This is a genomic window from Seonamhaeicola sp. ABD4_340, from assembly GCF_056312135.1.
This window is the reverse complement of record NZ_CM149981.1, coordinates 1,905,678-1,925,504: the sequence shown is the minus strand read 5'-3', so window position 1 is coordinate 1,925,504 and position 19,827 is coordinate 1,905,678. Positions and strand designations below refer to the sequence as shown.

Here is a 19,827-nt window from a genome sequence, read left to right as displayed (position 1 = left end):
ACAACACAACACTAATGAGCAACGAAAAAACAATCAAGTCTGCCTTAATTTCTGTATTTAGTAAAGATGGCTTAGAGCCCATTGTAAAAAAATTAAATGAGCAAGGTGTAACCATTTATTCTACAGGTGGTACCGAAAAATTTATTAATGACTTAGGAATAAATGTTGTTCCTGTTGAAGATGTAACATCTTACCCATCAATACTTGGCGGACGTGTAAAAACACTACACCCAAAGGTTTTTGGTGGTATTTTAAACAGACAAAATAACGACTCTGATGTTGCTGAATTAGTTGAATACGAAATCCCACAAATTGATGTTGTAATTGTAGATTTATACCCTTTTGAAAAAACAGTAGCATCGGGTGCTAGCAACCAAGATATTATTGAAAAAATTGATATAGGTGGTATTTCTTTAATTAGAGCCGCTGCTAAAAATTATGCCGATGTAATTTGCGTATCATCTGTTGATGATTATGCTGAATTTCTAGAATTAATTACAGATAAAAACGGCACACTAACCGAAGCTGATAGAAAGCGTTTTGCAGCCAAAGCTTTTAACGTGTCTTCGCACTATGATTCTGCTATTTTTAACTATTTTAACCAAGACCATGAAATAGCCGCTTTAAAAGTAAGTGAAACTAAAGGCAAAGTATTACGCTACGGTGAAAACCCACACCAAAAAGGTTTTTTCTTTGGAAACTTTGATGAGTTATTCACAAAATTACATGGCAAAGAGTTAAGCTACAATAACCTTTTAGATGTTGATGCAGCCGTTAATTTAATGTTAGAATTTAAAAACGATGCACCAACATTTGCCATTTTAAAACACAATAATGCTTGCGGTTTAGCACAAAGAGACTCACTTCATAAAGCCTACGTTGATGCTTTGGCTGGTGATCCAGTTTCTGCTTTTGGAGGCGTTTTAATTAGTAATACTGAAATTGATTTGGCTACCGCCGAAGAAATTCACAAATTATTCTGTGAGGTAGTTATTGCGCCTTCTTTTAATGCTGAAGCTTTAGAGTTATTAAAAGGAAAGAAAAACAGAATTTTACTTGAAATTCATGATGTTGAAATGCCTAAAATGAACGTAAGAAGTTGTTTAAATGGTGTTTTATTACAAGACAGAAATAACGTTACAGACAAAGCCGAAGATTTAAAAACTGTTACAAATTTAGCACCAACACCAGAGCAGGTTGAAGATTTATTATTTGCATCAAAAATTTGTAAGCACACAAAATCTAACACCATTGTACTGGTAAAGGGAAAACAATTATGCGCTAGCGGAACAGGGCAAACAAGCCGTGTTGATGCATTGCAACAAGCTATACACAAAGCTAATTCTTTTGAGTTTGATTTAAATGGTGCTGCTATGGCTAGTGATGCGTTTTTTCCGTTTCCAGATTGTGTAGAAATTGCTAAAAATGCTGGTATAGCATCGGTTATTCAACCAGGTGGTTCTATTAAAGACCAACTTAGCATTGATTATTGTAATGATAATGATGTGGCTATGGTTATGACGGGTACACGCCATTTTAAACACTAAGCACTAACCACAACAAACAAAGGCGTTAGGGATTGCAACGGCATCCTTTTTAAAACCATTAAAATAAGCTGTTTTACTTGCAAAACGTTGCCAATGCATAGTAAAAACACACTTAGTTAAACTAATATTTTAAAAAGATATAGTGAAAAGCCCGACCTTTAGGTAACGCCCAAATTTTAAATACAAAAAGTCTGAAATGAGATAAAAAACGTATAACTTTAATGTGCCTAAAAATATTATAATTTTTAGGCACTTAACGCATGCAATCTTTTATCAACTTTTAGTACATTTACAAGATTTCATATACTAACGCAATAAAACCACAGGAAATACATGGGATTTTTTGATTTCTTAACCGAAGAAATTGCTATAGACTTAGGTACTGCAAATACGCTTATTATACATAACGACAAGGTTGTTGTTGATGCACCATCTATTGTTGCTAGAGATAGAGTTAATAACAAAATAATTGCAGTTGGCCAAGAGGCTAATTTAATGCAAGGTAAAACCCATGAGAACATTAAAACGATTCGCCCGTTGAAAGATGGTGTGATTGCAGATTTTGATGCTTCAGAACAAATGATTAGTATGTTTATTAAAAACATACCGGCTTTAAAAAAGAAGTTTTTTACACCAGCACTTAGAATGGTTATTTGTATTCCTTCGGGCATTACTGAAGTTGAAATGCGTGCGGTTAAAGAAAGTGCTGAACGTGTTAATGGAAAAGAGGTTTACTTAATACACGAGCCTATGGCTGCCGCTATTGGTATTGGCGTTGATATTATGCAACCTAAAGGAAATATGGTGGTTGATATAGGTGGTGGTACTACCGAAATTGCGGTTATTGCTTTGGGTGGTATTGTGTGCGATAAATCGGTTAAAATTGCAGGAGATGTATTTACCAACGATATTGTTTACTACATGCGTACGCAACACAATTTATATGTTGGTGAGCGTACTGCTGAAAAAATAAAAATTCAAATTGGTGCTGCTACCGAAGATTTAGAGTTACCTCCTGAAGATATGAGCGTACAAGGGCGCGATTTATTAACAGGTAAACCTAAACAGGTTTCAATTTCATTTAGAGAAATTGCTAAAGCTTTAGATAAATCTATTTTAAGAATTGAAGATGCCGTTATGGAAACACTTGGGCAAACTCCACCAGAGTTGGCTGCCGATATTTACAATACTGGTATTTATTTAGCCGGTGGTGGCTCTATGCTACGTGGTTTAGACAAACGTTTATCGCAAAAAACAGATTTACCTGTTTATATTGCCGAAGACCCATTACGTGCTGTTGTTAGAGGTACTGGTATTACACTTAAAAACTTACCTAAATACAAAAGTGTATTGATAAAATAGGAGGTTAACACATGCAACAAATTATAAATTTTATAATACGGAACAAAAACTTTCTGTTGTTCTTGTTGCTATTTTTAGTGTCGTTGGTATTTACCATTCAATCACACTCTTACCATAAAAGCAAGTTTGTAAATTCTGCTAATTTTGTTAGTGGCGGCGTGTATAATTCAGTTAACAACATTAGCCAATATTTACACTTAAAAACGCAAAACGAATTATTAACCCAAGAGAACAACCGCCTCAGAAATTTACTTTTTAATAGCAATTTAAATGTAGATTCTACCTTTATTGATTCTACCAAATTTGGCACAGCGTACAAGTTTTATTCTGCAAGTATTATAAAAAACAGCTACACAACCAAAGACAATATTTTACTTATTAATAAAGGTGCAAACGATAGCATAAAGCCAGATTACGGTGTTATAAGTTCAAAAGGTATTATTGGAATTATTGATAAAACAAGTAATAACTTTGCAACCGTAATTTCAATTTTAAACACCACTAACAAAATAAGTGCTCAGTTAAAAAAATCTAACCACTTTGGTACATTAACCTGGAACGGGCAAAACCCAGCAACCGTTCAATTAATTGATATTCCTGTGAACGCAAGAGTAAACATTGGCGATACCATAATTACATCAGGGCGTTCATCAATATTTCCAAAAAATATTGGTATTGGTATTGTGAAAGATTTTGAAAAAGATGTTGCCGAAAACTTTTATGAAATTAACATTACCTTATTTAATGACATGACTAACCTTGAACATGTTTATATTATTGAAAACGCATACAAACAAGAAATAAACAATCTGTTAAATGAATAGCGCTTTAATACTAAATATAAGCAGGTTTGTTGTGCTAGTGCTAGCCCAAATAATTATTTTTAATAATATAAATTTTTACGGCTACATAAACCCTTACGTTTATATTTTATTTATTGCGTTTTTTCCGGTTAAAGACAATAGGTTAACTCTTATTTTTGTGAGTTTTTTAATTGGTTTAACTATTGATATGTTTTTAGACTCGGGTGGTATGCATGCCGCGGCCAGTGTTTTTATAGCCTATGTAAGGCCGCTGCTTTTAAGGTGGTCTTTTGGTACTTTATATGAACACCAAACCATACGTTTTTCAACAATAGATTTTGGCCCTAAAATTAGTTATGTAATACTTTTAACATTTGCACACCACTTCATTTTGTTTTCTTTAGAATTTTTTAGCATTTCAAAAACAATTTTAATACTTCAAAAAACGTTATTCTGTGGTATATTTACAGTAATTTTAAGCATAATTTTATCTATCATTTTTAGTAGAAAAACTAAATGAGGCAATTTTTACTCTTTGGATCTATAATTCTTGTTGGGTTAGTATTTATTTCAAGGTTATTTTACTTACAAATTTATTCCTTTAATGGTCAAGATTTGTATAGTGATAATGCTATTAGAAAAGTGTACGACTATCCCAAACGTGGCTTTGTGTATGACAGAAACGGAGAGCTTTTAGTATCTAACCAACCATCATACGATGTTATGATTATTCCTAGAGAAGTAAAACCTTTAGATACTACTGAGTTTTGTAAACTGTTAAAAATTGATAAAGAACGCTTTTTAAAAACATTTGCTAAAGCAAGAAACTACTCGCCTAGGCTGCCATCAGTATTTTTATCGCATTTATCAAAAGAAGACTATGCCGTTTTACAAGAAAAAATGCGCAAGTTTGAAGGTTTTTATATTCAAAAACGTTTTTTACGCCACTACCAACGCTCTATTGGCGCTAATGTTTTAGGTGATATTGGCGAAGTTAACCAACGTATTATAGAGCAACAACCTTACTACAAAATGGGTGACCTTATTGGTAAACAAGGTGTTGAAGCATCATACGAAGATATTCTAAGAGGCGTAAAAGGCATCAAGTTTATTCAAAAAGACCGCTTTAACCGTAACATAGGTCCGTACAAAGACGGCAAGTTTGATACACTACCAAAACAAGGTAAAGACATACATATTACCATTGATGCTAAACTGCAAGAGTACGGAGAACTTCTTATGCAAAATAAACGCGGTGGTGTTATTGCTATTGAACCTGCATCGGGTGAAATTCTAGCCATGGTAGCAGCTCCAACCTACAACCCCAACATGTTAGTTGGCAGAAAACGCTCTAAAAATTTCACAAAACTATATAACGATTCTATTGCAAAACCACTTTTTAACAGAAGTTTACAAGGCGTATATGAACCTGGTTCGCCATTTAAACTCATGAATGCTTTAATAGGCTTGCAAGAAGGCGTTATAACACCACACGATAAAGTAACTTGTTATGCCGGTTACCGTTATGGTAATAGGTTTATGAAATGTCACTGTTATATTGGCAGAAGAAATAATTTAATATCGGGTATACAAGAATCTTGCAACGCCTATTTTGCAACTACTTACAGGAAGATTTTAGATAAAAACAATAACGCTTCTGAAGGTATTGACAGATGGAGTAGTCATGCCAAAAGCTTTGGTTTAGGTAATTTTTTAAATAACGATTTGTACGTTGGACAAAAAGGGCGCATTCCAGATAGAGATTATTACAAATACATATATCCAAAAACATTTTATTCAACATATACTATTTCAAATGCCATTGGCCAAGGTGAAGTTGCTACAACACCTATACAATTAGCAAATATGGCTGCTGCTATTGCAAACCGTGGTTATTATTACACACCGCATATAATAAAAGCTATTAAGGGTGAAGATGTGCCAAACCGCTTTACAGAACGCAAATATACCACTATTGATAAACAACATTTTGAGCCTGTTATTGAAGGGATGTATCAAGTTTACAAAAATGGTACTGCAAAGTCTCTGCAAATAAAAGATATTGATATTTGTGGAAAAACGGGTACTGTAGAGAATTTTGCAATAATTGATAGTACAAAAACACAGTTAACAGACCACTCTATTTTTGTGGCATTTGCCCCTAAAGAAAACCCTAAAATTGCTATAGCTGTATTTGTTGAAAACGGCTATTGGGGAAGCCGTTATGCTGGTAAAGTAGCCAGTTTAATGATAGAAAAACACATAAAAGGCTACACTACAAGAAAAGATTTAGAAGAATGGCTTTTAAAACATACTTTAGAAAACGAATACGCAAAACCTTACTCTGGCGAGCCGTTTAAAATTAATGGCCAAACATCATTTCAATTTGTTGATGATAATGAGTATAAGCGCTTAAAACAACATTTAAACCACATAGAAAGCAAAACCCCATAATGCTAAGAGACACAAATAGACATTTTAAATTTGATTGGATAACCATTATTCTATTTTTATTACTCGTTGGTTTTGGTTGGTTAAATATTTTATCGGCTTCTCATACTGGAGACACAATAAACTACTTTGATTTTTCGCAACCCTTTGGTAAACAGCTTGCCTTTATATTTTTAACCCTTGTGTTAATTGTACTATTACTAGCTTTTGATGCTAAATTTTACGAACGATTTTCTAGTGTTATTTACATATTTTCAATGATATCATTAGTTGGTTTATTCATCTTTGGAAAAAATGTAAACGGTGCTACATCATGGTACGCTATTGGAAGCTTCACTATTCAACCTAGTGAATTTGCAAAAACAGCCACTGCTTTAGCTGTTGCAAAATATATTAGCGATTTAAATACTGATATTAAGAAATTTAAAGACCAAATAAGAACGTTTGCCATTATAATTACACCAGCCGTTTTAGTATTATTGCAAAATGATACTGGTAGTACCATAGTTTACGGTGCTTTCTTTTTTGTTTTATATCGTGAAGGCTTACCTAAATTTTATTTAGCCATAGGTATTTCGGTTATTATCCTTGCTATTTTAGCTTTAAAATTTGGCGCTATTGTAACTATAATAATAGCTTCAATTTTAATTTTCACCTATTACTTTTTCAACAAAAAAAAATTAAACCTAATACAAGCACTATTTATACTACTTTTGGCTTCTGGCTTAAGTTTTGGTGTTAATTTTTTCTACAAAAGTGTATTAAAACCTCATCAGCAAGACAGAATTAGCTTATGGCTTAGGTTAGAAAAAGATCCTGCTAAGTTAGAGGCTATGAAAAAAACATTTGCTTACAACTTAAACGAATCTGAAAAAGCCATCCGCTCTGGCGGATTTAAAGGCAAAGGCTTCCTTGAAGGCACCAGAACTACGGGGAAATTTGTACCAGAACAACACACCGATTATATTTTTAGTACTGTTGGTGAAGAATGGGGTTTTTTAGGTACATCATTTGTAGTTATTGTTTTTGTGTTACTTCTACTTAGAATTTTACACCTAGCCGAACTACAAAAATCGCAATTTAGCCGAATTTATGGTTATGGTGTGGCATCTATTATTTTTATTCACTTTTTTATAAATATTGGCATGGTTATGGGCTTAATACCAACTATTGGTATTCCGTTACCCATGTTTAGCTATGGTGGCTCTGGGCTTTGGGCCTTCACAATTCTAATTTTTATATTTATAAAACTAGATTCTAACAGAATTAACGAATGGTAATATTGAATACTGTTTTCAAGAGCTTAATCAAAATGAAAAAATACCTTTTAATACTTTTAACCGTATTTACAATTATTGGATGCTCTGGAGCAAAACATGTTACTAATGGCCGCTTTTCTAAATCTGAAATTGAATTAATTTCTAATTCTAGTGATACAAAACCTATGCGTGTTTTTAAAATTACTAACACAAAAGATTCTTTATTATTAAGAACTAAAAGCACTTATATAAAACCTGATCCTAAAAACGCAATTCAGCAAAAATTTATAAAACGTTTATACGCTACAGTTAGAGACAGCATGAGTTTAGGCGTTGGTATTGCAGCGCCGCAAGTTGGTATTTTAAAAAATATTATTTGGGTGCAACGCTTTGATAAAGAACATATGCCTTTTGAAGTGTATTTAAACCCAAAAATTACTAGCTACTCAAAAAAAACACAAACTGTTAGAGAAGGTTGTTTATCTATACCCAATAGAACAGATACTTTAAATAGCCGTTCTCTTTCTATAAACATTGAATACGACACACCTACTGCCGAACACAAAACTGAAACCGTAACTGGTTTTACATCGGTAATTTTTCAACATGAAATAGATCATTTAAACGGTATTTTGTATTTAGATCATCTTGAAAAAGACCAGGAAAATGATAGTAATTAAGCCTATTGAAGCTTTTGAAACCATTGCTATAAGGCATAAAGTTATGAGGCCAAACAAACCTACAGCTTATGTTGAGTTGCCCAATGATGAAACAGCAATACATTTTGGCTTGTTTATAAACAACACCTTAGTTTCGGTAGTATCATTGTTTACTGAAGCTCATACGCTACAATTTAGAAAGTTTGCAACACTACAAACACACCAAGGTAAAGGTTACGGCTCACAATTATTAGCACATGTTTTTGAATATGCTAAACAAAACCAATTTAAAGAAATATGGTGTAATGCTAGAAAAGATAAAACCTCCTTTTACAAAAAATTCAGGTTAAAAGAAACCGATGAAACTTTTGAAAAAGGAGGCATTACGTATATAATTATGAAGCGAAACTTGTAGCTATTTTTTTAACTCTAATTTTTCTGCAAAATAATCGCAAAAATCTTTCATTGTAGCTGTCATTTTTTCGTCTTGCGTTGCTCTTTTAAACGTATCACTCATTGATACTAATGTTTGATGAAAAAACACTTTCATTTCATCAACAGGCATATCTTTAGTCCACAAATCTATACGTAAAGATTCTTGCGCTTTAGAGTCCCAAACACTAAGCATCATTGCCTTAGCTTCTTCGTTATTTATACCGCCATCTTGTGCAGACCATGATAGTTTTTCGGGTACACGGTTTTCATCTAATTCAACATTTAATTCTATTTTAGAAGTATGTGTTTTTGCCATTATTTTTTGGGTTTAAACTTAGTGTTATTAAAAATTTCTTCGGGGCTTGTAATTAGCATTTTTTTTAGGGTTACATCATTTTGCTCCATGTATGCTTTTACAATTTGCCAACCAATATATTGGCCCAATCTACCGGGTGAATTAGCATCAATACCTTCTAAATAAAATTTGGTAAATGGCGCCGGATTTATAAAACGACTTGGCAATTTAGCATCTGTACTAAAAAGTAATTCACGCTCAACAAAATAACGCCAAACATCACTTTCATTAGCTGTTGCCCAATCTAGCTGAACTTGGGTATAGCCAATACGTTGAGCTTCAGTTTTAAAAGGCAAAACAACATCTTTAAAGTAGAGTTGTTTGCCAAAATAAATCATTTCATCTAGCAATGTTTTGTTTGCTGTTTGAAATATATATTTCTTAGCATATTCTGTAGCTAAATCTACCACCACTTGTTCTTTTTCTAAATTAGCCGTAATAAATCGTGGTATATTGGCGTAAAACTCGTGTTCACTGCCTAAATAATTATCTAAAGCTATAATTGCAATAGTATCTGTTACTATAACTTTGTTTCTGTAATCAACATCACTAGTTGTTGTAATTACACGTGGCGGATTAAACTCAGGGAAATAATATTTTATATGGTTAAAAAGTTTCTCTATTTCAGTTTCAGTAGTATTAAAATTAGAAAACGCCTTATCTACCTCATTATATAACATTTGTTGCAAGGTATCCTGTGCTTTTGCAATCCAAAATGAATCTTTAAATTTTTCTGAAAACATAAACGGATACGCCTGCTTTAAATCAGCTAAATTAGTTTCATTAGTTTTAGCAAAATGCTTATCAAACCTTTCAATTTCAATATTAGTATTAATTTTTGCTATCTCATTTTTAAGTGTATAATCTTGTTTACACGATAAAATGAACATAATGACAAGTGAAAACAATAAAAAACAATTCTTACAAAACTTAGTCAGCATAAATTTTTATTAATAGAGTGTTTGGTTTATTTTTGTTTGCAAAGGTACTATTCTTAGAATTAAATTCATTTAATATGCAAACAGAAAAAGTTGTTAAACATATTGTAAATTGGTTGAAAGATTACGCTACTAATGCTGGTGTAAACGGTTTTGTTGTTGGTGTCTCTGGCGGCATAGATTCTGCCGTAACATCTACATTATGTGCTGAAACTGGCTTACAAGTTTTAGTTGTTGAAATGCCAATACATCAAGCCGAAAGCCATGTAAGTAGAGCGCAAGAACATATTTTACAACTTAAAAAGCGTTATGATAATGTTAGCGATACCAGAGCCGATTTAACACCTGTTTTTGAAGAATTTAAAACCGAAGTATCTTTAGAAGGCAACCAAGCCACTGTAGATATGGCTTTAGCAAATACCCGTGCTCGCTTACGCATGACAACCTTATACTACTATGCTGGTTTATACAAACTTTTGGTTGCTGGCACAGGTAATAAAGTAGAAGATTTTGGGGTTGGCTTTTACACAAAATACGGTGATGGCGGTGTAGATTTAAGCCCTATTGCTGATCTTTTAAAATCTGAAGTATATAACATTGGCGACTTTTTAAAAGTACCCGAATCTATTATGAAAGCAGCCCCAAGTGATGGTTTATTTGGTGATGCAAGAAGTGATGAAGACCAAATTGGTGCCACTTACCCAGAACTAGAATGGGCTATGCAAATGGATGATGAAGGTAAAACAGATAATGATTTTGAAGGTAGAAAACTTGAAGTTTTTAAAATTTATAAACGTTTTAACCGAAGTAATAAACACAAAATGGTACCAATACCAGTTTGTACTATTCCTAGTGATTTGAAGTAAATTTGTACAATTATAAATAAATTACTACTTTTACCGATGCATAATCTCTCAATGTAATCATTATCTCTCAAAAAATTATGCAAAAACAACCACATTATGATAAAATTATTAATAGCAGACAACCATCCAATTACCAGAAAGGGACTTGAAGTTCTCTTTTCTGCGTCACCCAACATAAAAATTGTTGGTAGTGTAGATGACGGCGAAGCCGCATTAGATTTCATTAAGAAGAATTCAGTAGATATTCTTTTAACAGAAACAGATCTTCCTAAGTTAAATGGATTAACCATTTTGCGCCATTTAAAAAATGAGCAATCTGAAGTTAAAACCATACTATTTAGCGGGCAACCAGAAGAAGTTTATGCCATAAATGCCATTAAAGCAGGCGCTTCTGGTTACATTTCAAAAACTGTAAACGTTATTACAATAAGTGAAGCCATTGCCAAAGTGCATGATGGCGGTATTTATTTAAGTAACGAATTAACCCAACAACTTGCTTTTGGCAACCGTGTTGGCAGAAGCAGTGGTACTTTTTACAAAAAATTATCAACTAGAGAAGCTGAAGTTTTAAAACTTTTAACCATTGGTAAAAAGAATAAAGAAATTTCAAAAGAGCTTGATATTAACGAAAAAACGGTTAGTACTTACAAAGCGCGTTTAATGCGTAAATTAAAAGTAACTAATTTAGTTGATTTAGTAAACCAAGCTAAACTAGCAGAACAGTTATAAAACTCTGTTTAGTTTTCTAGATAATAACATTTTTAAGCCTGAGTATTCTTTTACTTCCTCAAGAATATTTCTATTTACATCACCTTTGTTTTGTAACGTTTCTTGTTGAAACTCCTTAACCTTTTGGTCTATTAAAAAGCAACGCAGGCTTAAAATTGTTTCGCTTACTAGTTGAGCAACACTATCTTTTTTTTCTTTTGGATATATTTCTACCCTATTCCAATCTGCAAGGGCATGTTTTTCATCATCCATTAAAATAGTAGTAATAGCGTTTGATGTATCTTGATCTACACTATTAATAAAGGTTCTTAAATCAAAATTTTCATTTTGGTTAAGGTTATCTATTACTGTGTAATAAATATCTTTAAACTGGGTATTTGAAAATTGCATTTCATCATCTTGCAAATCTAAAAACACCTTTTCAAAAACACGTGCTTGTTGTATTACTGGTTCTAAAATTAAATCACCTTTTTCATTTTCTTTTAAAACTAAATCTTCAAAATCTTCGGTTCTATCTCCGTATAGTAATAAAATTTCAATAATTTTTCGTTCCAATAAATATTGAACATCTACCTTTTTTACAGGTTGTTGGTGTTTTATTACTTCAAAAGCTTTTTGTTGTTGCTTTACTTGTTTACCTGTTTCTTGTTGCTCTTTTTTATCAATTTGCGCTAAGGTGCTAAATAAAACCTCTTCACTAATATCCATTATTCTAGCACACTCTTGTATGTATATTTCTTTTTTAATTCTATCAGGAATTTTAGAAATACTATTTACAATATCTCTAACAGTTTCGGCCTTTTTAATGGGGTCTCCTTGGCTGTCTTGGTGTAAAATATTAGCTTTAAACTGTATAAAATCTTTAGCGTTATTTGCTAAATATTCGGTTAATTCTTCCAAGGTATTTTGTCTTGCAAAACTATCGGGGTCTTCGCCTTCAGGAAAGCTGCAAACCTTAACATTCATACCTTGCTCTAAAATTAAATCTATACCACGTAATGATGCTCGCATACCTGCTGCATCACCATCAAATAAAACAGTAATATTTTTTGTAAGCCTGTTTATCAGTCTAATTTGCTCTGAAGTTAATGCGGTACCAGATGATGATACTACGTTTTTAATGCCTGTTTGATGAAATTGAATAACATCAGTATAACCTTCTACTAAAAAACAGTTATCTTCTTTTGAAATACTTTGTTTGGCATTATAAATACCGTAAAGCACTTTACTTTTATGATAAATATCACTCTCGGGTGAATTTAAATATTTTGCGGCTTTTTTATCGTTTGTAAGTATGCGCCCGCCAAAGCCTAAAACACGTCCGCTCATACTTTTTATAGGAAACATAACACGGCCTTTAAACCTATCAAAATGTTTATCTGGCTTTACAATGGTAAGTCCTGTTTTTTCTAAATAATTAATATTATAGCCATTTTTTAAAGCCTCATCTGTAAACGCTTGCCACTGATCTAGAGAATAACCAAGATTGAATTTTTTTATGGTTTCATTGGTAAAGCCACGTTCTTTAAAATAGCTTAACCCAATAGATTTACCTTGATCTGTTTTGGTAAGTATACGCTGAAAATAATCATTTGCAAATTCACTTACCAGATACAAACTTTCACGCTCATTTGCAGCTTCTTTTTGCTCATTACTTTGTTGGGTTTCTTCAATTTCAATGTTATACTTTTTAGCTAAATATTTTATAGCTTCAGGATATGTAAAATGTTCATGTTCCATTAAAAAAGCTACAACATTACCGCCTTTACCAGTACTAAAATCTTTCCAAATTTGTTTTACTGGCGATACCATAAAACTTGGGGTACGCTCATCACTAAACGGGCTAAGCCCTTTGAAATTACTACCTGCTTTTTTTAGGTTTACAAAATCACCTATAACCTCCTCTACTCTGGCGGTTTCAAATACTTGATCTATGGAAGCTGCTGAAATCAATACACAAAATTTAAAGTGTTTGTAAAAATACTATTTAAGAATTGATTTGTAAAATGAAAATTATTTCACAAATCGCTCGGTTATTTATAAAATCACAATAGAAATAAAACACTCTTTATCAATTTATTAATTACATTAAGCAAGTTGAAGTTTTTTCACTTAAAAAATAAAAACATATACTTGGCACTTAGATTACTTAAGACTGTCTAGACCTAACGCGCATAAAGTAAATATAGATTTGTTTTATGACTACCAAAATAACATTAAACTATACCCAAAATGGCAACAATATTTACGCGACAACCAACCACCTTTATTAATTGTTTGGGGTAAAAACGATGCTTTTTTTCCTGAAAGTGGTGCAGAAGCCTTTAAAAATGATGTAAAAAATATTGACTATAACATTTTTAATACAGGCCATTTTGCTTTAGAAGAAGATGGTAATGAAATAATTGAAAAAATACGTGCTTTTATGGGACGTGTTTTGTAAACATTCAAAAAATATTTATATACAACACAAAACCCTCAAAATTTGAGGGTTTTTGCTTTGACTAACTCGTGCTTATAACCTAATCCATATCAAAACGCACACCAATTGATATGTTGTTTTGTTCAACTAATTGATCTTTAAAAATAGGAGACAAATCATATTTAACATACAAAGCAGCATCGCCAAAAGCAATATAGCTACTTACACCGTACACTAAATTAGTAGTATTAAAACCACGCTTTTGTTTATCTTTTATACGTTCTCCATCTAATTCATATTTTAATTTTTGGCGGGTTCCTATATTAAAACCAGCGTAACCGCCAACACCTATTTTAAATTGTTTTTTTGTTGAATATCTAAAATAAGTGTCTTTTTCTATTTTTTTTGAAGGACCAAATTCAAAATGCATTGGAAATACCAAATTGGAAATTGACAGTTTAGATTTTTTTAAATTCTGAGGAAACTCTTGTAACACTGTTTGATTGCCTTGCTTAACAAAATACATATTATCATCGGGCTTTAAACCATTAATATGCAGCGAATAACCATATTTAAAACGTAAAAAATTAGATTCTTTAAACACACGTGTTTTCCATGCCCAACCTATTTCAAAAAAGCGCGAACCTCCAAATTTATAAGGTGAATCATTTAAACTTTGTCCTTCAACAATAGCATTATTTAGTCCAAATGCCACTACCAAATCACTGGTAGTTCGTTTATCATACTTTTTTGGCTTGTTTTTACTGTTAATTTTTATACCTGCAAAAGTACCTTCTTCTGTACTAATTGAAATACCTATTTTAGAGTCGTCAACATCATTTTCAGTTTCATAACCTTCATCATTACGTTGTAAAAGCGCTATTTTATTGTTGATTATAGATATTCTGTTTTCAATGTTTAAAGCGCGTTTTTTTGCGGCTTCTTGTTTTAAATTTTCGGCTTGTTCAATGGTTATTTCTTTGTTATCTAGCCTTGTATTAATAGCTTCAACTTCAGCTTTTAAAAAAGCACGTTCTTCTTTTTCTATTTGTGCTTTGGTTTGTTTTAATACTTCAATTTTAAGCGTATTATTGGTGTTAGAAATAGTGTCTTGTGCATTGATTAGTTGCACGCTTAAACATAGTGCCAAAAGCACTGCATAGTGAGTAATAGTTTGCATAACTGTTCGTTTATTTGATTTGATTTGATGATTTATTGATTGATGTATTTTAATTATTTCGGTTGGCAACCGCAGTTTTTACGGTACTGTAACTTGCTTTTAGCGCATCAAAAACCTTGGTTCTAAAAGAGCGTTCAATATCATTTTCAACATCTCTTAATAATGCATTAGCATCAACAACACCTGTACTTTCGTTATAAAGCTTTTTAAATGCAATTTCTTGCTGTGCTTGTTTTAATAATGCCTCAATTTCTGCATCGGTTACTTGTTGTTTTTCAGTTTTAAGTTGGTGTACTTTAGCTACTATTTGTTGTACTTTTTGGTCTTCAAAGGTTAATTTTTCCTGTAGTTTTTTTGTTGGTTTTGTAATGGTTTCAGCTTCTTTTGGCAATATTTCTGCTGTTACAACTACATTAACAATCTGTTTATTAATGTGTTGCTTTTTAATTAACTCTTTTTCTTTGTTTACTGTTTTTGTAACTGCAATAGAAGTTTTAGGTGCACTTATAACTTCTTCTTTTGTTGTATTTGTTTTAGTTTTTAAAATTTCTTCTTTTGAAGTATCAACAATTTTTATAGTTGATTCATTTATACTATCTGCTTTAAAAAACTGAAATGCTACCAACAAAATAGCCGCAACACTAGCCGCTAAACCAACCCAAACATAGGATTTTTTAGTGCTATTGTTTGAAGTAGCATCTAAACGATTTGATAGTTTATTCCATGAATCATTTGATGGTTGTATGCTACGTTTCTCTAAGGTTTCTTTTATATGTTTATCAAAATTATTTGGTGCCATAGCTTGTTATTTTATTTGAATTTAAAATAGCTTCCTGGAGCATTTTACGCGCTTTAAACAATTGCGATTTTGATGTTCCTTCTGTAATATTTAACATGGTTGCAATTTCATGATGTTTATACCCTTCAATGGCATACATTACAAAAACCATTTTATAACCTTGGGGCAAGGCATCAATATGTTGTTGAATATTTGCTACTTCAATGTTTGTATTTATATTATTTTCTGAATTTGTATTGTTTTGAAATGTATCAACAGGAAACTCTACACTATTTTTTTTTCTTATATATGAAATAGCTTCGCGCACCATAATACGCCTAATCCAACCTTCAAAACTTCCTTCTGCCTTAAATTGTTTTAGATTTGAAAACACTTTGAAAAATGCGTTAAGCATAACATCTTCGGCTTGTTGTAAATCTTTTACATAATACCTGCAAACGCTTAACATTTTTGGGGCATGCAACTCAAATAATACGTGTTGTGCTTCACGATTATTTTTTAATGCTTTTTTTATTAAAGCTGTTTCGTTTTTATGGAGTTGTATAACCTTCAAAAGTTTCATTTTGCTTTCTATTTATACAGACGCAAATTTTGTGCAAATGGTTGCCTAAGCAATAAAAAATAATTTATTCTGAAGATAAAAACACCCTAAAACACTGATTTAAATAGTGTTATACATGGTATTTTTTTTAAAAATTAAAGCATTGGCAATAATTCATCCATGCTTTTAATGGTATTGGTTGCAAGTGCTGGTAATTCATTTTTATAATCGTGCTCTGTGTAACCAACAACATCAAATCCACCGGCCAAAGCTGCTTTTACACCAGACACGCTATCTTCTACAACTAAACAGTCTTTGGGTTGAAATCCCATTGTTTTTGCTGCCCAAAGAAACACATCGGGCTCTGGTTTCCATTTTTGAATGGTGTAACAACTAAAAATATTATTTCCAAAAAATGGCAGTAATTCTGTTACTTCTAAATTTAAACGTATTTTATTTTCGGGACCGCTTGAGGCTACACAAAATGGTACTTTAATATTTTGCAGTACGTTTTTTATACCTTTTATTGGCTGAATTTCTTTTTTAAAAGTTTCAAAAGTATTAGCTCTGTATTGCTTTTCAAAATCTTCGGGTAGTGGTTTTTTAATAGTTTCTGAAATGAGCGCCATGCATGAGTTAAGCGATTTACCTTTTAAGGCAATTAATGATTCTTTAAAATTAAAATTAGCGCCTAAATTATTGGCCATATCTACTAGTACACCAATAGCAATAGATTCACTATCTATTAAAACACCATCACAATCAAAAATAACACACTTGTATTTGCTCACTTTATTATCTTTTAAGTGTAAAATGTTTGGTTATTGTTTTTTCGCCATCTAAATTGGCTGTAAACCAATAATCAGACGAAGGTAAAGTTTTTCCATTAAAAGTACCATCCCAACCATCATTTACACGAGGTTTTATTTGCTTTATAAATTTGCCATAACGGTCATAAATTTTAATATCGGCTAACGGATATTTTTCTATGCCTTTAATTTGCCAAACATCATTAAAACCATCACCGTTTGGCGTAAAATATTTTGGGTAATCTAATATTATAACCTTTTGAAAATCTTCGCCACAACCGTCTTTATCTCTAACCATAGCTGTATAAACACCGCCTATAACATTTGAAAATATATTGCTATTTTGAAAGTTTACACCATCAATTGAATATTCAAAATTACCATCGCCCGTAGCTATTATTTCAATATAATTTTCATCAGAAAGTTCTTTAGTTTTAACTTCTTGAATAGATGGTAACACAGACCTAACAAGGGTTAATTCTACAGAATTTTGACATAAAATGTTATTATTTAATGTTCCGAAATGTAGTGTGTAATTACCCTCATTAATTAAATTAGCTTCAAAAGTATTTGAAATTATAGTACCATCTTGATATTCCCACTCGTAATAATCTAAATCTGTTCTTACCGATAAATAACGAAAAGGTTCAAGGTTACATATGTAATATTTTCCTTCTAAATCTATTTTTGGTGTTGTATTAACTTCTAAACTAAATGATGTTTCTACAAAACAATTTGTATTCAAATTATTTTCAACTTTAACTTGTATGGTTTCGCTCCAAGGCACTGTATTATTATAATTTGTTGGTAATGGACTTGGTAATGCATTTCCATTGCTATCAAAATAATAAACCGTAACATTAGTTTGACTTCCAATTAATTCTGTTTGAATATTTGTTGTATTAAAAGTAGCTATTCCATTACCTTCATCGCAAGCAAATATTGTTTGCGGTTGGTTTACAATGGGTCTATCAAACACTTGTAATTTTAATGATGTTTCAGAAAAACAACTAGTACCAGTTCTAGAAACTCTAATTAAAATATCTTCTTCATGCTGAATTGTATTTGTATAAGGATTGGGCAAAGGGCTAGGTAAAGCATTACCGTTACCATCAAAATACGTTATACTTAAACCTGTTTTTGGTAAGTTTCCAAGTACTTCAGACTCTATGTTTGAAGTATCAAAGGCGTAATAACCATCATTATTATCATCACAAACTATTAAAGTTGTTGGCGTGTTTATATCTACTTTTCCAATTTTTATGTCTACAATATTGCTTTGAGCACAATCTGTTGCAGATTCTATAACAACTCTGTAAAACTCGCTAAAAGTAATGCTGCTTGGTATACTACAAGATATTTGCCCATTGGCATTGCTTATTATTGACCCAATTTCGGTTTTATTTTCAAAACTACCTGTGGCATCACTTAAATATGCCACAAATTCTGTGGTTGCATTAAATGTACCCGCTAACTCGTATGGAAGATTAAAAGTATCTCCAGGACAAATTGCTGGTAAATTGTTATTAGTTATTTTAATATTTTTTAAAATGCCATCATACACATTAAGATACACTTGGCCAGCAGCATCAAAAACAACATCAATATCTTCATGAAACGGGTTTCTTGTTACGTTATGGCTAGTTCCATTTGCTACTAAAATAGGCGTACTAAATGTTTGTCCTTGATCATAACTAATGTTTATAAATAATTGGCCTGAAGAGCTTTTGTAGCCATCAACTAAAGTCCCTCTATTATCTGCAAACAGTGTTCTTCCTTCTGTATCTCCGCTATTATTACCAAAAATTATGGGTGTTGTAACACCTGTTTCTACGTCAATTTTAAAACCATCAGTTACAGTAGGGCTTCCGCCTGCAACAAATATAAATGTACCACATGGTCCGTCACTTAACGCATAACTAGAAAAATATACGCTTCTACCTCTGGGCAATACAGGTACACTTGTAAATGTAGCGCCGCCATCGTCACTTCTAGATAAATAGAGTGCAGGATCATCAGAAGGAATATATAAAACGCCGTTTTGGTCTGCCCTAATATCGGCATATACATAATTTGTATTAGTTATGTGTGTAAAAGTGCCTTCACCCCTGTTATTGTTTATGTATATGTTTGCTCCAATTCTATCAATTATATACAAAGCATCATCAAACACAGCCATATGTAAAGCTTCAGAAAAACTTGTACCTATATTTACTGGCACTTCAAATGTAGCACCACCATCTATACTTCTAGATATATAAACACGACCTAAAGACACCCAACTTACAAAAACATCGCCTCTTTTATTTACAATAATTTCAGGCTCATTATTACCTGCAAACACAGGTACACTTGGTTGAAAACTTTGACCTCTGTCTATACTTTTCGCTACTCTTATTCCCATAGATCCGGTGAAAACCACGTATATTTCGCCACTTTCAGAAACCACAACATTTCTACTTGTGTTAGCTCTACCAATATTATTACTTACACCAACATCACTTACTAATACGTTGGCATAAATTGGTGTTTGAGAAAAAGATAAAATTGAAAAAAAGAATAGCGTAAAGCATACAAAAGTTATTTGTATAGCTTTGTTAGGGATAGCTAAATTATTCATTTGCAGTTAATAGCTTAATTTGAAAATATAATCAAATTATTAAAGCCTCTAG

The 19,827-nt window shown here is 32.0% G+C and carries 19 protein-coding genes; 11 read left to right on the top strand and 8 right to left on the bottom strand.

Annotated features, from left to right (window positions below; translation table 11 throughout):
* Window positions 1-14 precede the first annotated feature (14 nt).
* The 8 genes from purH to ACYX4H_RS08305 all read left to right on the top strand — a co-directional run bounded on the left by purH (window position 15) and on the right by ACYX4H_RS08305 (window position 8,496).
* On the top strand, window positions 15-1,547 hold the full coding sequence (purH, locus tag ACYX4H_RS08340; protein ID WP_476235794.1) for a bifunctional phosphoribosylaminoimidazolecarboxamide formyltransferase/IMP cyclohydrolase: 1,533 nt from the start codon (window positions 15-17) through the stop codon (window positions 1,545-1,547).
* A 333-nt stretch (window positions 1,548-1,880) separates the two neighbouring features.
* Complete coding sequence (locus ACYX4H_RS08335) at window positions 1,881-2,909, top strand: rod shape-determining protein (protein WP_475294503.1); 1,029 nt, start codon at window positions 1,881-1,883, stop codon at window positions 2,907-2,909.
* 11 nt (window positions 2,910-2,920) lie between these two features.
* On the top strand, window positions 2,921-3,733 hold the full coding sequence (gene mreC / locus ACYX4H_RS08330) for a rod shape-determining protein MreC (protein ID WP_476235793.1): 813 nt from the start codon (window positions 2,921-2,923) through the stop codon (window positions 3,731-3,733).
* Window positions 3,726-4,232, top strand: coding sequence for a rod shape-determining protein MreD (locus ACYX4H_RS08325; RefSeq protein WP_476235792.1), 507 nt, complete (start codon window positions 3,726-3,728; stop codon window positions 4,230-4,232). Before mreC ends, ACYX4H_RS08325 begins: the two co-directional genes overlap by 8 nt.
* The gene (gene mrdA, locus ACYX4H_RS08320) at window positions 4,229-6,166 is read left to right on the top strand and encodes a penicillin-binding protein 2 (protein ID WP_476235791.1); all 1,938 of its coding nucleotides are present in this window, start codon (window positions 4,229-4,231) and stop codon (window positions 6,164-6,166) included. Before ACYX4H_RS08325 ends, mrdA begins: the two co-directional genes overlap by 4 nt.
* Window positions 6,166-7,443: a rod shape-determining protein RodA gene (gene rodA / locus ACYX4H_RS08315; RefSeq protein ID WP_476235790.1), complete on the top strand. Its 1,278-nt coding sequence runs from the start codon at window positions 6,166-6,168 to the stop codon at window positions 7,441-7,443. The genes mrdA and rodA overlap by 1 nt, the downstream gene beginning before the upstream one ends.
* A 32-nt stretch (window positions 7,444-7,475) precedes the next feature.
* Complete coding sequence (def, locus tag ACYX4H_RS08310; protein ID WP_476235789.1) at window positions 7,476-8,102, top strand: peptide deformylase; 627 nt, start codon at window positions 7,476-7,478, stop codon at window positions 8,100-8,102.
* Window positions 8,089-8,496 carry a GNAT family N-acetyltransferase gene (locus ACYX4H_RS08305; RefSeq protein ID WP_476235788.1) on the top strand — a complete coding sequence of 136 codons (408 nt, stop codon included), beginning with the start codon at window positions 8,089-8,091 and terminating at the stop codon, window positions 8,494-8,496. Before def ends, ACYX4H_RS08305 begins: the two co-directional genes overlap by 14 nt.
* On the opposite strand, the gene gldC is transcribed toward ACYX4H_RS08305, so the two are convergent.
* Together gldC and gldB are read right to left on the bottom strand one after the other, a co-directional pair.
* Window positions 8,497-8,832: a gliding motility protein GldC gene (gene gldC, locus ACYX4H_RS08300; RefSeq protein ID WP_476235787.1), complete on the bottom strand. Its 336-nt coding sequence runs from the start codon at window positions 8,830-8,832 to the stop codon at window positions 8,497-8,499.
* Window positions 8,832-9,812 carry a gliding motility lipoprotein GldB gene (gene gldB, locus ACYX4H_RS08295; protein ID WP_476235786.1) on the bottom strand — a complete coding sequence of 327 codons (981 nt, stop codon included), beginning with the start codon at window positions 9,810-9,812 and terminating at the stop codon, window positions 8,832-8,834. The genes gldC and gldB overlap by 1 nt, the downstream gene beginning before the upstream one ends.
* 74 nt (window positions 9,813-9,886) lie before the next feature.
* Here gldB and nadE point away from each other — a divergent pair, with 74 nt between their 5' ends.
* Together nadE and ACYX4H_RS08285 are read left to right on the top strand one after the other, a co-directional pair.
* On the top strand, window positions 9,887-10,675 hold the full coding sequence (nadE, locus tag ACYX4H_RS08290) for an NAD(+) synthase (RefSeq protein ID WP_476235785.1): 789 nt from the start codon (window positions 9,887-9,889) through the stop codon (window positions 10,673-10,675).
* A 96-nt stretch (window positions 10,676-10,771) separates the two neighbouring features.
* A complete protein-coding gene (locus ACYX4H_RS08285; RefSeq protein ID WP_475294513.1) occupies window positions 10,772-11,404 on the top strand; it encodes a response regulator in 633 nt (210 codons plus the stop codon).
* Here the strand turns inward: ACYX4H_RS08285 and dnaG are convergent.
* Window positions 11,399-13,357 (bottom strand): DNA primase, encoded by a 1,959-nt coding sequence (gene dnaG, locus ACYX4H_RS08280; protein WP_476235784.1) that lies wholly within the window; start codon window positions 13,355-13,357, stop codon window positions 11,399-11,401. The genes ACYX4H_RS08285 and dnaG overlap by 6 nt on opposite strands.
* A gap of 166 nt (window positions 13,358-13,523) precedes the next feature.
* Here dnaG and ACYX4H_RS08275 point away from each other — a divergent pair, with 166 nt between their 5' ends.
* On the top strand, window positions 13,524-13,847 hold the full coding sequence (locus tag ACYX4H_RS08275; protein WP_476238646.1) for an alpha/beta fold hydrolase: 324 nt from the start codon (window positions 13,524-13,526) through the stop codon (window positions 13,845-13,847).
* A gap of 79 nt (window positions 13,848-13,926) precedes the next feature.
* On the opposite strand, the gene ACYX4H_RS08270 is transcribed toward ACYX4H_RS08275, so the two are convergent.
* The 5 genes from ACYX4H_RS08270 to ACYX4H_RS08250 form a co-directional block, all read right to left on the bottom strand.
* On the bottom strand, window positions 13,927-15,006 hold the full coding sequence (locus ACYX4H_RS08270; protein WP_476235783.1) for a hypothetical protein: 1,080 nt from the start codon (window positions 15,004-15,006) through the stop codon (window positions 13,927-13,929).
* 49 nt (window positions 15,007-15,055) lie between these two features.
* Window positions 15,056-15,805 (bottom strand): hypothetical protein, encoded by a 750-nt coding sequence (locus tag ACYX4H_RS08265; RefSeq protein WP_476235782.1) that lies wholly within the window; start codon window positions 15,803-15,805, stop codon window positions 15,056-15,058.
* Window positions 15,792-16,358, bottom strand: coding sequence for an RNA polymerase sigma factor (locus ACYX4H_RS08260; protein ID WP_476238644.1), 567 nt, complete (start codon window positions 16,356-16,358; stop codon window positions 15,792-15,794). Before ACYX4H_RS08260 ends, ACYX4H_RS08265 begins: the two co-directional genes overlap by 14 nt.
* A 143-nt stretch (window positions 16,359-16,501) precedes the next feature.
* Window positions 16,502-17,137, bottom strand: a complete 636-nt coding sequence (locus tag ACYX4H_RS08255) for an HAD family hydrolase (protein ID WP_476235781.1) — start codon at window positions 17,135-17,137, stop codon at window positions 16,502-16,504.
* Window positions 17,138-17,141: 4 nt separating this feature from the next.
* On the bottom strand, window positions 17,142-19,775 hold the full coding sequence (locus tag ACYX4H_RS08250) for a T9SS type B sorting domain-containing protein (RefSeq protein ID WP_476235780.1): 2,634 nt from the start codon (window positions 19,773-19,775) through the stop codon (window positions 17,142-17,144).
* Window positions 19,776-19,827: the final 52 nt, after the last annotated feature.

Bases quoted from the DNA above. Each gene is read 5' to 3' on its own strand.
- purH (WP_476235794.1), top strand. From the start codon at position 15: ATGAGCAACGAAAAAACAATCAAGTCTGCCTTAATTTCTGTATTTAGT.
- ACYX4H_RS08335 (WP_475294503.1), top strand. From the start codon at position 1,881: ATGGGATTTTTTGATTTCTTAACCGAAGAAATTGCTATAGACTTAGGT.
- mreC (WP_476235793.1), top strand. From the start codon at position 2,921: ATGCAACAAATTATAAATTTTATAATACGGAACAAAAACTTTCTGTTG.
- ACYX4H_RS08325 (WP_476235792.1), top strand. From the start codon at position 3,726: ATGAATAGCGCTTTAATACTAAATATAAGCAGGTTTGTTGTGCTAGTG.
- mrdA (WP_476235791.1), top strand. From the start codon at position 4,229: ATGAGGCAATTTTTACTCTTTGGATCTATAATTCTTGTTGGGTTAGTA.
- rodA (WP_476235790.1), top strand. From the start codon at position 6,166: ATGCTAAGAGACACAAATAGACATTTTAAATTTGATTGGATAACCATT.
- def (WP_476235789.1), top strand. From the start codon at position 7,476: ATGAAAAAATACCTTTTAATACTTTTAACCGTATTTACAATTATTGGA.
- ACYX4H_RS08305 (WP_476235788.1), top strand. From the start codon at position 8,089: ATGATAGTAATTAAGCCTATTGAAGCTTTTGAAACCATTGCTATAAGG.
- gldC (WP_476235787.1), bottom strand. From the start codon at position 8,832: ATGGCAAAAACACATACTTCTAAAATAGAATTAAATGTTGAATTAGAT.
- gldB (WP_476235786.1), bottom strand. From the start codon at position 9,812: ATGCTGACTAAGTTTTGTAAGAATTGTTTTTTATTGTTTTCACTTGTC.
- nadE (WP_476235785.1), top strand. From the start codon at position 9,887: ATGCAAACAGAAAAAGTTGTTAAACATATTGTAAATTGGTTGAAAGAT.
- ACYX4H_RS08285 (WP_475294513.1), top strand. From the start codon at position 10,772: ATGATAAAATTATTAATAGCAGACAACCATCCAATTACCAGAAAGGGA.
- ACYX4H_RS08270 (WP_476235783.1), bottom strand. From the start codon at position 15,006: ATGCAAACTATTACTCACTATGCAGTGCTTTTGGCACTATGTTTAAGC.
- ACYX4H_RS08265 (WP_476235782.1), bottom strand. From the start codon at position 15,805: ATGGCACCAAATAATTTTGATAAACATATAAAAGAAACCTTAGAGAAA.
- ACYX4H_RS08250 (WP_476235780.1), bottom strand. From the start codon at position 19,775: ATGAATAATTTAGCTATCCCTAACAAAGCTATACAAATAACTTTTGTA.